This is a genomic window from Cohnella mopanensis (genome assembly GCF_022352055.1).
GTDB lineage: Bacteria > Bacillota > Bacilli > Paenibacillales > Paenibacillaceae > Cohnella > Cohnella mopanensis.
Genome location: NZ_JAKRWM010000001.1, coordinates 301,975 through 314,222 on the forward strand (window position 1 = coordinate 301,975; position 12,248 = coordinate 314,222).

17 protein-coding genes are annotated in these 12,248 nt (G+C 47.7%); 12 read left to right on the forward strand and 5 right to left on the reverse strand.

Translation table 11 applies throughout. From position 1 onward, the window contains the following. Positions 1 to 91: 91 nt before the first annotated feature. From L3D05_RS01305 to L3D05_RS01315, 3 genes are all read right to left on the reverse strand, one after another. The gene (locus tag L3D05_RS01305) at positions 92 to 346 is read right to left on the reverse strand and encodes a hypothetical protein (protein WP_239613898.1); all 255 of its coding nucleotides are present in this window, start codon (positions 344 to 346) and stop codon (positions 92 to 94) included. A gap of 639 nt (positions 347 to 985) precedes the next feature. Beyond that, on the reverse strand, positions 986 to 1,774 hold the full coding sequence (locus tag L3D05_RS01310; RefSeq protein WP_239613900.1) for a toll/interleukin-1 receptor domain-containing protein: 789 nt from the start codon (positions 1,772 to 1,774) through the stop codon (positions 986 to 988). Between the two features lie 50 nt (positions 1,775 to 1,824). After that, positions 1,825 to 2,061 (reverse strand): helix-turn-helix domain-containing protein, encoded by a 237-nt coding sequence (locus L3D05_RS01315; RefSeq protein ID WP_239613901.1) that lies wholly within the window; start codon positions 2,059 to 2,061, stop codon positions 1,825 to 1,827. Between the two features lie 165 nt (positions 2,062 to 2,226). Between L3D05_RS01315 and L3D05_RS01320 the strand changes: the two genes are divergently transcribed. From L3D05_RS01320 to L3D05_RS01370, 11 genes are all read left to right on the forward strand, one after another. Next, complete coding sequence (locus L3D05_RS01320; protein ID WP_239613903.1) at positions 2,227 to 2,478, forward strand: hypothetical protein; 252 nt, start codon at positions 2,227 to 2,229, stop codon at positions 2,476 to 2,478. 63 nt (positions 2,479 to 2,541) lie between these two features. Further along, positions 2,542 to 2,853 carry a hypothetical protein gene (locus tag L3D05_RS01325; RefSeq protein WP_239613905.1) on the forward strand — a complete coding sequence of 104 codons (312 nt, stop codon included), beginning with the start codon at positions 2,542 to 2,544 and terminating at the stop codon, positions 2,851 to 2,853. 319 nt (positions 2,854 to 3,172) lie between these two features. Then, positions 3,173 to 3,517: a hypothetical protein gene (locus L3D05_RS01330; RefSeq protein WP_239613906.1), complete on the forward strand. Its 345-nt coding sequence runs from the start codon at positions 3,173 to 3,175 to the stop codon at positions 3,515 to 3,517. 68 nt (positions 3,518 to 3,585) lie between these two features. Next, positions 3,586 to 3,873, forward strand: coding sequence for a hypothetical protein (locus tag L3D05_RS01335; protein ID WP_239613908.1), 288 nt, complete (start codon positions 3,586 to 3,588; stop codon positions 3,871 to 3,873). A gap of 769 nt (positions 3,874 to 4,642) precedes the next feature. Beyond that, the gene (locus L3D05_RS01340) at positions 4,643 to 5,497 is read left to right on the forward strand and encodes a phage antirepressor (protein ID WP_239613909.1); all 855 of its coding nucleotides are present in this window, start codon (positions 4,643 to 4,645) and stop codon (positions 5,495 to 5,497) included. A gap of 31 nt (positions 5,498 to 5,528) precedes the next feature. Beyond that, a complete protein-coding gene (locus tag L3D05_RS01345) occupies positions 5,529 to 5,867 on the forward strand; it encodes a hypothetical protein (RefSeq protein WP_239613911.1) in 339 nt (112 codons plus the stop codon). After that, positions 5,864 to 6,775, forward strand: coding sequence for a hypothetical protein (locus tag L3D05_RS01350; RefSeq protein ID WP_239613912.1), 912 nt, complete (start codon positions 5,864 to 5,866; stop codon positions 6,773 to 6,775). The genes L3D05_RS01345 and L3D05_RS01350 overlap by 4 nt, the downstream gene beginning before the upstream one ends. A gap of 60 nt (positions 6,776 to 6,835) precedes the next feature. Further along, positions 6,836 to 7,327 (forward strand): hypothetical protein, encoded by a 492-nt coding sequence (locus tag L3D05_RS01355; protein WP_239613914.1) that lies wholly within the window; start codon positions 6,836 to 6,838, stop codon positions 7,325 to 7,327. Positions 7,328 to 7,424: 97 nt separating this feature from the next. After that, a complete protein-coding gene (locus L3D05_RS01360) occupies positions 7,425 to 7,595 on the forward strand; it encodes a hypothetical protein (protein ID WP_239613915.1) in 171 nt (56 codons plus the stop codon). Between the two features lie 211 nt (positions 7,596 to 7,806). Further along, a complete protein-coding gene (locus tag L3D05_RS01365; RefSeq protein ID WP_239613917.1) occupies positions 7,807 to 8,442 on the forward strand; it encodes a hypothetical protein in 636 nt (211 codons plus the stop codon). A gap of 425 nt (positions 8,443 to 8,867) precedes the next feature. Next, a complete protein-coding gene (locus L3D05_RS01370; protein ID WP_239613919.1) occupies positions 8,868 to 9,251 on the forward strand; it encodes a phBC6A51 family helix-turn-helix protein in 384 nt (127 codons plus the stop codon). 372 nt (positions 9,252 to 9,623) lie between these two features. Here L3D05_RS01370 and L3D05_RS01375 read toward each other — a convergent pair whose 3' ends face one another. Further along, positions 9,624 to 9,926, reverse strand: coding sequence for a hypothetical protein (locus L3D05_RS01375; RefSeq protein ID WP_239613920.1), 303 nt, complete (start codon positions 9,924 to 9,926; stop codon positions 9,624 to 9,626). A gap of 194 nt (positions 9,927 to 10,120) precedes the next feature. Between L3D05_RS01375 and terL the strand changes: the two genes are divergently transcribed. Further along, a complete protein-coding gene (gene terL, locus L3D05_RS01380; protein ID WP_369417926.1) occupies positions 10,121 to 11,845 on the forward strand; it encodes a phage terminase large subunit in 1,725 nt (574 codons plus the stop codon). Positions 11,846 to 11,848: 3 nt separating this feature from the next. Here the strand turns inward: terL and L3D05_RS01385 are convergent, their stop codons facing one another. After that, positions 11,849 to 12,202, reverse strand: coding sequence for a hypothetical protein (locus L3D05_RS01385; protein WP_239613922.1), 354 nt, complete (start codon positions 12,200 to 12,202; stop codon positions 11,849 to 11,851). Between the last annotated feature and the right edge of the window lie 46 nt (positions 12,203 to 12,248).

A 12,248-nucleotide genomic window follows, 5' to 3' on the forward strand; every position in this document is an offset into this window, starting at 1 on the left:
AGGTAACATAGTAACGAATAGGCGCGGTTTGGCGTCCGTTTAGTAGCGTGAGGATGCGCTATTTACGGGGCTGAACCGCGCCTTTTTTCGTTTATTTGTTACTGATTTTATGCAGATAACGTAAGATCTCGCCTATACCCATCGTAATAAATCCGAGTGGGATCGCTAAGGCTGCGTAATATAATGTAGTAGTTAACGCGATGATTGCGCCGAGTATTGCGGTAATCATTCCGGATATACCGTAAAAGTTTATAGCAGACTTCTCGTTAATTTGCGCGATTTCCTCTTCGTTTCGTTTCCGCCAATCCGCTAACCGGTCGTTATCTTTTACTTCGGTTTCATTCACGGTATGAACGCCTCCTATACTTATGGTTTGACTCGCCGAGTGTGTTCAATTTACGCTTTCTCCTTCCAATCTATCTAAATGCACTTGTATACTCCTTTTAAACGCCGCCCAACCAACGAATGACCCATCGTCAAATGAGATTTCGGCTCTAAGCTCGGGGCATGGTAATTTCATCAATCTCTGATTACATTCACGCCGGAGCTTCCCGAGGTCTAGCTTACCGTCGAGTAACAGTTTCGCATAATACCCTGCAGTAAGTTGTTCAGGACAATCTGTTTCATTATTGAAATGAACACGCTTATTACCACCACTTATAGCAAAACACATTTCGCCCTCACGGATATCACCATGACAGTAAGCGCATATGTCGTTTGCTATCGCTGTAGCTGATTTAAGCTGGAGACATTTGTACATTGAGCGTACCCCCATGAATTTTCGATGTACGGTATGAAAACGATTTCGACATTCTCCATTAAATTCCTTTTAATAAAAATAAAAGCCGAGCGGATATCGTCCGACATACGTATGGTTTTTACCGTGATAATACACACGTTTTAGGCGCGCTAGGTTCCGCCGAGGGGTAACGGTGCGGGGCGGAGTTGGGGGCGTTAATTCTACGGATGAAATTGTATTGAGTCTTTAATACTCAAGAAGTTTTCGAAATTTTTTCATTATGTCCGTATCAATTAACAACTCTACTTCACAAAGATTTCTTGTGCCGAATGAATCGACTTGTAAACGGGATGGCGAGGCATTAACAGAGATATAATCAGGAATTAGCTTTGCTCCCTCAATTAATTTTTTCGCATTATCTAGTTCAACAGTTCCTAATCCTAAAATAACTTTTGGGGTATGAGGATTATCGTCGATCAACTGGTAAACTTGATTCGTGCTCTTAGCGAACATACGAAAAAAATTGGAAAGCTTATCACCAACTGTGTAATTATCTTCGAAGGCTTGTACTTTGCTTGCTAAATCGGTGAAATTAGTTTTGAGGGAACCTTTTCCTCCAACAGCTTTCTGTATACTATTAAAAGCAAATTCCAATTGTGATGCTATGTTTCCCTGTATTGCATTTAGTTGATTTATTGGCTGGGGCATGGCGTTTAGGGTCATTCCGGAATGACAAAAAGGGATAACAGGAATAGTTTCACTACTTAGTTTGTTTCGAATCCAAACGGAACCGAGCTCGAAGTTTATCCAACTCCTACTTACCGAGTGAGGACTTAATAAAACGATTGCTGCATTGCAGTTCATTAAGCCATCCTCTATTTTGTTTAAAAAGTTAGATCCTGCCGGTATAGATATACCATCGGAGGAAACGAATACATCAACGAACCCACTAAACTCTTCCTCAATTGTACTTTTTATTAGTAAGGCTAGATCTCTTTCCTCGTGAATATGAGATAAAAAAATGATTTTCGCCATATAGCTCATCCCCCATAAATAAATTAAACCGCAAAACTGGCGCGTTGCCGTTAGCGATTCTCTTCGTTGTTGTCCGGTATATACTCGATTATGTCTTCGACGGAGCAGTCGAGCGCTTTACATAACGCGTTCAAAGTGTCGAATTTTATCCCGTCTGTTTTTTCATTATAAAGCTTCGTAATCCCATTTCTATGAAGCCCGTTTCCGTGTTCGTTTGTTATTCTTTCAACATCTGCTATCTTAAGACGACGCTCACCCATTAACCGCGATAAATGTACCTTTATCAATTAAATCCGCCTCCATAAAGCGATTATAACTGTGAGTGTATATAACTTCAATTAGAGTGTTGACAATGCACACTGTAGAGTGTATTCTGTGAATAGCAAAATAAACACTGCAGTATTCATAATCAACACTATACATTACGAAAAAAATCTTAGGAGGTTTCGTTTATGCAAATCCGCTATGTCCGCGATCCCCACACGTTATCCTTTATCGTTAGCCTTCCCGCTCTTGGTCAAAAAATCGCAGTTCTCGCTCCGGTCATGCAACGTATAGTCGGCGTTAGTCCACGCGCGGTTCTCGGTTCTTGGTCGATTAACACGTATCAAGCCGCTAAGCTCGGTTTTCTCGTCAACGGTAGTCATCCGGTCATAACCGCTGACCAATCGGAGGTGAGCGAACGTGAACTTATCCTTGCGTAGGCGTATGATTGTCCGTTTTATCGGCGTTCTATTGGGCGAACTTCTTCGCGGAATGGTGGCGCGATGACCAAGTTAATCCCGATCCAAATCCGTATTGACCACGCTGATGCACTAACTCCGTTCGACCACGGTTTTCTATTACCGGATGGCGAGCATGCAATTTACGCAGCGGACGGCGGCGCGTTCATCGTCGTGGTCAAACCGTTCGCCTTCGATGGCCTATACGCACAGGCCGGTATGTCTACGATGATCGCGCACTGTGATAACGGGGACGAGCGGTCTATGGTGCGACTGTACCGGCGACTGAAACGAATGAACGCCTATGATTTATTGACGCACCATTTCGACGACGATGCGAACTCTTACCTTGTGTAATTCCGCCTGATGAGTCCGAAAAAGGACGAAACGTTGGGGCCGCAGCCTCCGCGTCGCGGATAATCCGTTCTAATTACGCCAATAGTTGGAGCGTGCTTATTCCGTATGTGTTTTTATCCGTACTTGCTCTACGCCAGTGACCACTCGTAGCTCATCGCGAAAGCTATGGAATGGTTCTAGGGGACTGGCGGCTTTAAACCGTTGATTCGTTGCAGCGATTTGATGGTCTTGCTTCACCGCCGTCGGTTTGTGTAACGGAATAGCGCCAACTACTCCGCACACTCCGGCGGCATTACTATTTTATGGGGAGATGGTGGAAATGAAAATCGTTAAGCTTTTCGGCTTTATCTACGATGATGTTATGAAGAGTTGGGACAGATGGGAAACTGATGCGCTCATGTTGGCACCGGATGTATTTGCCACTGTAGAACCTAGACATTCAGAAGTTGAATTACTTCTCGCTAGACCTTCTGACACTTCCTCTAACGGCTATCTCGCATTAAGTCACTTATGTGTCATTACTGTCGCATCCGAAACTATCAACGATGTATCGGAGATTCCTAGCGAAGCGATGCCGTTTCTACTGTGGTCGGCGGAAAGGAAACGGGACCTTGCGCATCTTTACGCGATACCGGAGGAACTGAATATCGCGATACCGGCGTAATTGTGTTACCGCCGTCAATTCGCGGGGAACGTTTCAACGGCGTAATTATTTGAAGAGGTGATGCGGGGATGACAACGGATATCAAAATACTTGGGTATGACGAGGATGGTCGGTACGAGGAAGATGCGGTTTTACTTGCGCCGAGCATCGCGATAATTGCAGACTACGTAGGCAGCACGTTTTACTTCATCCGCGTTGAGCCGTCTAGTGAGACCGGATTCTATGAACAGACGGAATCCATATGCGATATCAACGTGCTCTCGGAGTGTTCCGCTACGATCGACGATATTCCGCCGGAGTCGTTAGCGTTCGCGCTGTGGGCTGCCGGGGTTAAATCACTCGCCGTCGCGGTGTGAAACGTTTTAGTGAGGGGCGCTCGATCGCGGTTCAAAACGTGGTCAAGCGCTTTTGTTATATCTTATAATACGAACTCTTGTTCCCTTGGTTTCAAATACTTTCAATTAAATTTACGGTAAAGTGTGAGAACAACCTCGCAGCATAAGCTTAACTTAATGGGCGGATATATTTGCGCGAAAGTGTACGGGCACGTCATTTTTCGGGATTAACTAATTATGAAACTATGTCCCAATTTGTCCGCAATATGCGGGTATTACTTATGAGAGGCGGTGGTGGGTGATAAATAAAAATGCGCCAAAGTGTGCGAATCGCTATATTTCGTTCGTCAACAAGGTAGGCGGAGTTAATTCGCGCGGAAGTGTACAACCCGACGTTTCCCCTTCGGTTAAATAAATATGAACGCTATGACTCGGTGGAGGCAGGTTTAAAAATATAACTGCTCAAAAATGTGACGCTACCTTTATAGGAGGGGATTACGTGTGTAGGAACGGAAAAAGAGAAAAAGCCCCTTAAAAGCGGAGAAGTTTAATGCGTAGAAGCGCGAAGACATCAGAATAATCCGGTATCCTCTTCCTACCGTTCCGACTACTTTCAGTAGAACCTAGCGCCGTGCGCATCTAAATTTTACCCCAACGTATGGAGGTTAGAAACCTATTACGCCAAGAAACCGAGTTATTAACGTAAGTTAATGAATTTACGTATCCGTTAAATCTTGCGGGATACTCCGCTTAATATAGATAACACGAATTAATGAAAGGGAGGGCTCGAATGGAACAGTTAGCGAGAGTTTTTAATTACGAAGGTGCCGTATTCAGGACGGTTAGTATCGAGGGCGAACCGTGGTTTGTGGCGAAGGATATTTGTAAGATTCTCGAAGTTGGTAATCCAAGTCAAGCGCTATCGAGGCTCGACAATGACGAAAAGAATACTATCACTTTAAATGAGGGTATTCGAGGCAATCCGAATTCCACGGTGGTAAATGAATCCGGTCTGTACTCACTAATACTCGGCAGCCGTAAACCGGAAGCCCGCGCATTTAAACGTTGGGTAACGCATGATGTCCTACCGTCGATCCGTAAAACCGGCGCGTATCAAGCGCCAGTCGCAACGCCATCTTACTCTATTGAAGATCCTATAGCGCGCGCCAAACGGTGGATAGTGGAGGAAGAACAACGCCAGTTACTGTTATCGGAGACTACTCGCCAAGCTGCGATAATCGAGGAACAGGCGCCGAAGATTTCGTATTATGATACCATACTCCGGTCGCCGGACGCAGTAAATATCACGCAAATAGCGAGCGACTACGGAATTACTCCACAAACCCTTAATGAGTTTCTACGTGTGCATGGCGTCCAGCGTAAAACGGGCGGGCAGTGGGTGTTACGGGCGAGTTACGCAAATAGCGGCTTCACTAAATCGGAGACATTCACCGTCGGCGAACAAGGTACTCGCGTGTATACGAAGTGGACGCAGAAAGGCCGGTTGTTCATTCACGATTTAATAACGGAACACGGGACTCCAGCGCTGATAGAGCGGAAGAAAGGCCGCAGAAACCCGCGTAAGCGCACGCCACCCACGCAAAAGCCGCTCTCAGCCACGTTAACTTTAACCTTTAATCGCTAGGCGCTTTACTACATCAAACGGAGGCGATACGGTGGGCGTATGTAAGATCGACCGCTTGAGTAAACTGCGCGAACTCGATGCTAGGTACAGGATGGAGACGGCGGATGGCGTTAAATCTGCGATTTCCGAGGCACAGCAACTTGAGTCAGGCGCCCTTAAAGGTACCTATGAGAACGTTAATCTACTCGTCGACATCCAATCCGCGATAGAAGAGTGTGAGTTTAACCCGGAGGAAATCCACGCGATACAGGTAGCGATGGGAAGTGGAGTAATCAGGTGGGAAAATAACGTTGCGTTTGATTCTGCGGCGGAGAAGCTGGCGGCGGTATTCCGGGGATGGAGGTATGACAGCGGGGAGGTGGCCGCTTGACACGGGATAACGATAGATTCCGCGAGTTAGTATTGAGGTTCCAACAGGAAGGCGATCGGTCTATCATCGAGAAGATTCGAGATTACATGCGGATTAAGTTTCACGTACTCCGTCGCGGTACGGTCTATCCGGAGCACGCAATGTATATCGCGTTCGCGATTAACGTTCTCATAGGAGGTAAGCTAAAGACCGCCAAATACTTCCGTACGCCCGCGAATGCTTACGCCAAGGACGATTTACATTATTTCCGTAAAGGGATAATGGACGGACTTGGCGTAGATATCTTCGAGAAGCCCGCTTTCGGTACGGTACTAGACCACTGCAAGGAAATCGCGGAGTATCTCGGTTCTGACGTATACGAGAGTTTAATCTGCTCAATGGTCCGCCACCGATCACACAATAATGCCTGGGCGGACGAGACATACGAGAGAGTAATAGCGGAAATAGAGTCGACTCTGATTATTCCGGCGCTAGAGTACGCCCTTTTCCGAGTAGATACTTCGAAAAGTGAGCGCGAGATTGTTCGTTATACTAATCGCGCCTTCCGCTCGGAGTATATCCGATTGCAAATGGCAGAATCCGGGACAAGGCGCTTAGGTCGCAAGGACGCGGACGGGCGCTACAGGGCGCTTTACGTACAGCCGCGCACTACCGACATCGCGCGAATCGTATTCGGTAGGCAGGCGGATTTAGGCGGTGTGGCGCTCCGAAGTAGCCAGCGTAGGTTTGTCGACCGTATCTATGAAACCGTAGGTACTGACGTCGTGGCCGGTAATATGAGCGCATATCGATTGGGAGAAGACGGAGGATATAGAATAAAAAACCGCTATATTGCGGACAAGCTCGATATGGAGGAGTCCGTTTTCTCTAGGGGACTCGGTCGAATTGCGCAGAAATTACGAATTTAAATCTTATCGAACGTACAAGTTTTTGCATATTGATTAGATACATGAGGAGGACGAAACAATATGACAGCAGTTCTTCAATTAAGTTCACAAAAAACACCATTTAAGCAAGGTACCCGAACGGTTAGGGATATATGGAGAAACGGTTATGCGTGGCGCGGGCAATTTTACTCGTACGTAGATAACCGGATCGTTTTACGCAGGGTAATCGACCAAGTCGTTCAAGTATCCGCAACAATGGCGGAGAAGCAGACGGCAGCTGCCGACCTAGTTCGGTATTACGAACACGTATCGGGTCAAACGGTCAAAACGGCGCAGTTAGAACGCCTTAACGACTGGGTACGCGGTGACTACGATATCGCCGATTATCCGGTGTATACGGAGAAGCAACTCGATAGAATGTCGTTCGAATTTGAGAAGCAGACGGACGACTACGGTCTCAATATGGCGGGTCAAGCTTCGGACGGTTCCTTGATTCATGGTAGGGTTACGTCGTCAGAACCGTTCGATATTGACGCCGAGTTCGAACGTAAGAACATAAAAGTTCGCTATTAATCTACGCAGGGCAACTCACGTACGGGTAAACTCCGTCGGCCCCGCGTTATTTTTTTTTGTCTTTTTAACGTTTTAAATACGAAAGGGGACGTTGTGAATGGCGCAAGATAAGCGCGTATTAGACGGTATAACGGTAAAAGTTAGCGTAGACGTATCGGAAGCTCTAACGGGGCTTAAGGCGCTTCAGCGTGAGGCGAAGAAAGCTACGCAGGCTATAGCGGAACTAAATGCCGCACAGGAAGCGGTGAATATGACTGAACTCAACTAACCGCAAGTACACGCCAGAACACATATCATTTACCGGTACAGGCTCCGCATATCATCCAGAAACAGGCGAGGCCCTTGTTTACGCACCGGCTGAGACGCACTACCTACGCTCGAAGGCACAGGCTACGGCGTACGAGCGACGCGCGACATTTCACGGACGACAGGCGGAATTTACTTTCGCCGCAATGGAAGCGTTAGGAGAAGTTACCGCGGTGCTATCAACGGCACAATGCGGTTTCTTGACAGTACTACAGTGTTACGTGGACTACGATTCTAACATGCTCATTAACTCGAACAGTACGCCAATGAAGACGGCGGACATGATAAGTACACTTCGCCTGGAGCGTAAGCGATCGACCTTCTATGCGTTTCTAACTGCTTGCATAAAGCACGGCATCATTACCGAATCCGACGGCAAGCACGCGGTTAATCCTCGTTATCATTTTCGTGGAGCTGCGCGAAACAATTCCGTCATCCGAATGTACTCTGCGCGAATCAAGCAGTCATATGATAGCGCGGCAAAGGCCGCTGATCTCGGGTTAGTCTATCGAATGTTACCGTTCGTTAACTACGAGTTGAACGCGCTATGCTCTAACCCGACGGAACGTGATCCTTACGAGATTAACTGGCTTAGCGGAAAGGAACTTGCGGAGGCAATCGGCATAGGTGAAACGGAACTATCGCGGCGCATCCGACGCATTACCGTAGGTGAGGAATACGTAATCGCGCGTATATCCATTGGCGGGATTACCCGGTATATGTTTAACCCGCTCGTCTTCAAGCGCAATAGTCGCCCAGTAGATGAGACAGCACAGGCGATGTTTAACGTAAAATACCGCAAACGGTGACGTCAGAGTTGCGCTTATTTGGACAAAACGACGAAAAAGTTGCGCTTATTTGGACAATGGAAAACGCCGAAGTCGCACGTAGGAGTAAGTGAATCGGCGTTTATGTGCGTAAATTATATCTTAGTCTTCTTCTCTACGTCTCATTACGTTGAGTGAGCGAGCGTTAGGATACGGAGTTATAACGTTACTTCGGGGGAGAACGCCCCGACACTTCGGGACAGAAACCGCGTCCCTTGTGTATCGACTCATTTATCGCGTTGCTTTTTAAGGTTATAAGATCTCGCGGTACCAATATAGTCTAGACGCGCACGGTTTTGGCGCGGATAGGACGAGGGGCGGTTTTCCCCGAAGTCAGCACTTAAGCTCTAGCGGAATGTCCACATTCCCCGTGAGCAAACGTAATAGAAACGGAGGTTTACGTAGATATGGCGAACTTAACCGCTGAACAAACGATCGCGATCGAATGGTTATCGTTACCGCGTAAAGGCGGTAAGACGTACGAAGAGATTGCGGCACTATGCGGAGTAACAGCGCGTACACTCGAAAACTGGCGTAAGAAACCGGAGTTCGAAACGGAGTATAAGCGCGCGATTAAACGGAACAATGACGCAAGGTTACCGGAGCTAGTCGAATCGTTAACGGATATTGCGATTACGGATCGTAACGCGGCAATGGCGAAACTAGCGCTACAAGTTAGCGGCATGTTAACGGATAGAGTCGAAGTGGATGCGAAAGTAAGCGAGGGAACGGATATCGAAGCGCTGAAAAACCGTATCATGGCGCTGCGGAAGGGCAATACGGAGGGGTAACGGACATGCGCGCATTTAGATGAAGCGAGAGATAACGTAGGGAGTTCGGATACTTTCGGATGGGGTACGATTATCCTGCACGGAGCTCCTGGCGCGCACCCTTCCGGAAACTTTTCGAAAATAAACGTTATTTAACGTGAAACCAATCGCTGTTTATGCGGAATAGTACAAATAGCGGATGGGCCGCGGATCGGGACGGAACAAGAACCGCATAGCGGCACGGTTTCTACGTGGTGTCAACGTATAGTACTTTACGTCAAAATACGCCTTTTGCGAGGTAGTACCGGGGATATCCGCTTACCCCCAAGGCGGGGTACGAGGGAGACCGTTTTAGGTCGGAAACAAATCCGCGTATCAAAAATAACGTTTAGACTATACGAACGCGGTTAGGATTTTTAACCATTCGTGGTTTTCGATCGATTGGTAAATCCGTTCTTTAAGCGCATTCACTTTTCCTAATACGCTTTGGTAACGTGGGGTTTCTTTTCCGGACGGATACGTAAAGGATACGTAGAGTGGTACGGGCTGTGCTAGCAGACACTCGACGTGAAGGGTATACGATATACCATCGTAGTCGAATAGTATTGCGTAGCCCGCAACGTCTAGATAAACGTTCTCGATCGTGTTTGGTTGGCTTAACGCATCAACCGTAATTTTATTCGCAAAATATTTCAACGCTCATCACCTCGTAATCACTATACCATTAATTTCCGTAGTTTCTCCGTGAAATTACGGTTATTTGCGTTGTCCGGTAGTTTTACCCTAGCGGACTCCTAGCGCGCTAATTAGACGGGAAAATCACGGAAAGGAGACGGTCACTTATCGCATGGATTAATGGCGCGTGGGTTAGTCGTGATATTCGAGCGGAAATGATCGCCCCTTTACGTGAGTTACGCGATGTTGCTGCGGAGTCGTTCGATTGGTATTCCGTTGGTGACGAAGATATCACGGAGATCGAGCGCAGTATAAGCGAGCTTGAGCGGTTGGAGCGGATACACGCCGGCGAAACGGATCTTATCGCGTTCGCACTCGAATACTTTTCGGAAGCCAAGAATCCGGGTAACGCCGGTAACTGGGACGGCTTCGACATCGAAGATATTGCGGATGCGCCCGAGTTTCACCGCGAGATTAGCACGATTATGGACGATGTCTCGAACGTTGAGGTTAACGCAAAGGTCGCAGTCGCGGCGCCCCGTTCACACGCGAAATCAACGTACTTATCAAAGGCGTTCCCTTTACGCGAGATCGTTTATCGCAAGCGTAAATACGAGATTATCATATCGGAGACGCCGGCGGTCTCGTCCGGTAACCTCGACTGGATCGCTATGCAACTGAAACATAACGAGAAGCTCCGGCGCGACTTCGGTCCGCTATTATCGCCGAAACAGCAAGAGAACCCGAAGGATAACTCTACGGAGTTTATCGCGTGGGAGCCGCGGGAGAACGGTATACCTCGCCTAATCGCGAAAGTGGAGGCGGCAAGTACCGGACAAGCGCTCCGCGGACGTAACTGGAACGGTGTGCGGCCGGATCTCATCGTGTGTGACGATCTCGAAGATATCAAATCGAACGCAGCCACACCGGAACTCCGCCAAAAGATGCGCGACTGGTTCGCTCAGACCGTTGTACCGCTCGGTGATCCGAAAGGCAAAAAGACCGCGATGGTCTACATGGGAACAACGGTACATCACGAAGCGCTGCTCGTTAACGTGCTGCATAAGCGGTCGGACTTCAAGAGCCGAGTTTATCGCGCAATCATACAGTGGCCGGAACGGATGGACTTATGGGAAGCGTGCCGACTCGTATATGTTGACCGCGATAATCCGAACCGGGCAGCGGAAGCGCGCGCCTTGTACGAACTCAACCGAGCGGAAATGGAGCGCGGGTCAATCGTATTGTGGCCGGATGCGCAGCCGTTGTGGAAGTTGATGGCGTGGAAATGGGATAACGGTTCGAAGGCGTTTAACACGGAGTACATGAACAATCCGGTCGACGAGGAATCGATGATATTCAATCCGGAGACGTTCACGTATTGGGACGGTAAGCTTTCGGGCGTCTTAGACTGTTATCCGCTGACTAATCCGGGCTACGACGTCTACATGGGCGTTGACTTCGCGATGGGGAAAACGCGGGGCGACTATAGCGCCATCGTAACCGTAGCTCGGCACCGACAAAGTGGCGCCATTTACGTAATCGATGCGTTCGGTGAGCGTGTGCATCCTGACGTATTTCTACGCGAGATTGTTGACCGTGTGTTACGTTTCCAGCCGGCAGGGATCGCGGCAGAAGCGCAGGCGGCGCAAGAATTCTTCGTACACAAACTAAAAGAAGCGCTACGAGCCGCGAGGTATCCCGCTAATAACCGTGTGAAAGAGATTCACCAACGGTCGCGGAAAGACTTACGGATCGAAGCGCTTCTTCCGGATATCGAGAACGGAACTATACAGTTTACGCGGAAACATGCGCTACTTCTCGAACAATTTGAGCTATACGGATCAGGCGCACATGACGACCTTCCGGACGCGCTCGAAATGGCGGTAAGCATATCGAAAAAGGGACGACGGGTGCTCCGGAATAAACCTACGTGGATGTAAAATTTAAATATTTGCCTTTAGCTTTTCAATAATAAGATTTTTTATAACGTCTCTATAATCATTGTCCACTAAGCTTTGAAGGAGCGCATCTTCTGGGTTTCCACCAATTGTCGCGTAAACTAATTCGTCTCGAGTTAATTTAACAGGGTGTCCGTTTACTTCAAAAGACCACGCATCAGTGCCAGAACGGTCGTACTTTGTAAGTTTAAACTTACCTTGTAGGTTATTTATTACACTGATAATATCGTCCGACATTTTATCCATGATAAATACCCTTAGTTGTTTTGCTCGACTTTCCTGAATTTCTTTGTCTCTTAATTGCTGTAGAACACTACTAAGCTCTTGTTCAAACTCCACCCAATCACCGCCTAAAGTTAATATATTCCATTCTACCATAATTAGG